This is a genomic window from Candidatus Caldatribacterium sp., assembly GCA_014359405.1.
GTDB lineage: Bacteria > Atribacterota > Atribacteria > Atribacterales > Caldatribacteriaceae > Caldatribacterium > Caldatribacterium oleiphilum.
Window position 1 is genome coordinate 1 of record JACIZN010000175.1, and the last position, 2584, is coordinate 2584.

2 protein-coding genes are annotated in these 2584 nt (G+C 50.3%); both read left to right on the top strand.

Translation table 11 applies throughout. From position 1 onward, the window contains the following. Positions 1 to 575: 575 nt before the first annotated feature. Positions 576 to 1568 (top strand): hypothetical protein, encoded by a 993-nt coding sequence (locus H5U36_10025; protein MBC7218442.1) that lies wholly within the window; start codon positions 576 to 578, stop codon positions 1566 to 1568. Between the two features lie 46 nt (positions 1569 to 1614). Next, positions 1615 to 2584: Tm-1-like ATP-binding domain-containing protein (locus H5U36_10030; protein MBC7218443.1), on the top strand; the 970-nt coding region annotated here is incomplete at its 3' end.

Consider the following 2584-nt stretch of genomic DNA (forward strand, 5'->3'; position numbering starts at 1 on the left):
CGCAAACGCCTTCACGATCTCGTCACGTGTTTCCTTCTGCATGGTAGCTTTCCTCCTTTCGAAAGTCTTTTCCCTTGGGAAGGCTACCATGCTGCCCCGAGGACACACTTTCTGAGACACTACCATCGGCACAGGGGGGAGTACGTGGACAATACACCGAATGCCCCCAATGCTTTGCTCGCTTTTTGAACCAAGCGGCGGTTCACGTACTGGTTCCTTGAAAGCTTCCTGAAATCTGCAGGCCTCTTTATTCCCTTGTATCCCGCGAGTTCTCCTTGTAAGGAGGTGAAAATCTTCGAGAGCCTCCTTAGAACCCCTTGACAGAGACACTTACCCAGGGTATCCTTTAGGCGAAAAGTTAAATAAATTTCGTGTTACTTTTAACACCAGGAGGTTCTCCCATGAGCCAAGGCAGTGTAACAACCTTCAACCCCAGACTCCTTGAGGGCCTCAAAGAGCGGAATCCTGACCTCGAGCTCTGGTGGGATGCCCATCCAGGGTACTACCAGGTCTTTCTCTCGAATCTCAAGGCAAAAGGCGCTGATGAAGGGGTTCTCGCAATTCTCCATCGTTTCATGTCCCACAACGAGGGAGGGACTTTCTTCTTCGATGGCGTGACCACCAACCCCCCTCTTGTTTTGCGTCTTCTTGAATCTCGTCCCCAGGTGGTCTCTCGAGTCCAGGAGTTTGGGAGAGTTTTCTCGGGGGATACCCGACCGAAATGGTTTGACCTCTACATGATGGTGGGGAAGCTCGGGGCGGATAAGTTCCTCTCAAACTTCTATCGAAGAGGAAGAAAGTACGGTTTTGTTTGCCTCCAGGTCGATCCCCGGAAGAGTACCGATGAGGAAACCATGGTCCTCCAGGCTCTGAAGATTTCCCGCTTGAGCCCCAACCTCATGGTTAAGATTCCTGCTACCCGTGCTGGTCTTGCGGTCATGGAAGAAATCGTGAGCTTCGGTGTTCCGGTGAATGCCACCTCTTGCTTCTGCGTTCCTCAGGTTGTCCAGGTAGCCCAGGCCATAAAGCGAGGTTACGAGAAGGGGAAAGCCCGAGGTGTCGACTACAGCGCCTGGCGCTCGGTCATCACCATGATGCTTGGCCGCTGGGAGGCTTCAACGGAGCTCACCGAAGAGGCAAAGGCAAAAGGTATCACCCTTGAAGAAGAGGACGTACGCTTCTTTGGCATCCTCATGGCCAAAAGAGCCACCGAAGAGGTCAAAGCCTTAGAATCCCCTGCTAAGGTTCTTGTCTGCTCCACACGGAAAGGTCCCGGGAACGCCTACCTCCACCTTGAGGAGATTTCGAAACTCCCAGTGGTCATCACCATGAATCCCGAGGCCATAGAGTGGGGTATGACTCTTCTCCGGGAAGAAAGAGCAAAGCGTCCTCTCGAGGTTCCCGAATCAGCAGCAACAAAGTTCTCGAAAATCGACTTTGCCCGAAGAAGCCTTGAACCCGATGGCTTCACCATGGAGGACATTGCTGCTTCAAGTGCTCAGACCTACAACCTTCGAGAGTTCTCCCAGGCGATGGAGAAGATTGAGGGGATTCTCTCGAAGGGTTGAAGAGCAAGCAATATTAGCTTGGTCGGCTAGAAAAGGGGTTACGAAGATGAGTCCTGTGGGATGGAAGCCAAATGAGGATTCTAAACCTGGGGCTATTTTGGTGATCGCTACTCTTGATACCAAGGAAGAAGAGGCAATTTATCTTTGCGAAGCCATTAGGAGAGAAGGTTTAGGGACCATATTGATGGACGTTGGTATTCTGGCTTCTCCACAGAAGAGTAGACCTGACATTTCGAGGGAAGAAGTTGCCGCTGCGGCGGGAACAGATATTAGGGAACTCCTTGAAAGAGGTGACAAAGGTACATGTATAAGAACCATGATTGAAGGAGCAAGAAAAGTAGCTCGAGCGCTATATGAGCAAGGGAAGTATTCAGGTGTAGTTGGCATTGGAGGGGCACAAGGTACAAATATTGCTACTTCCGTTATGCGTGATTTACCCTTTGGAGTTCCTAAGTTTATGCTTTCGACGATTGCTTGTGGAACGACCACATTTGGTCCTCTTGTTGGTACCAAAGACGTGACAATTATGCACTCAGTGGTAGACTTGCAAGGGTTAAACATCTTGACTAAAAAGGTTCTTCAGAATGCGGCTGCCGCAATTTGTGGAATGGTTAGGAGTTCCGCTATTTTCTCCGCTGAGGTGGGCGAAGGGAACAGGCTTGTGGCTATGTCTATGCTGGGGACCACAACACAAGGCGCATTGCATGCGAAGAAGTTGCTTGAGAAAAGAGGTTTCCAGGTAGTTGCCTTTCACCAAAATGGTACTGGTGGTATTGCTATGGAAGAGCTGATCCAAGAAGGTGTTTTTATTGGCGTACTCGATATGAACCTCCATGAGCTTGCTGACCTTGTGGTTGGGGGTCTCCATGCCGCTATTCGAGATTGCCGATTAGAGTCTGCTTCCCTCCTGGGCTTACCCCAAGCTATAGCTCCTGGTAGCATAGATTATTCTGTACGTGGACCGGTTAATACTCTACCTCCCGAAATGACGAAGAGAAAATATGTGGTCCATAACC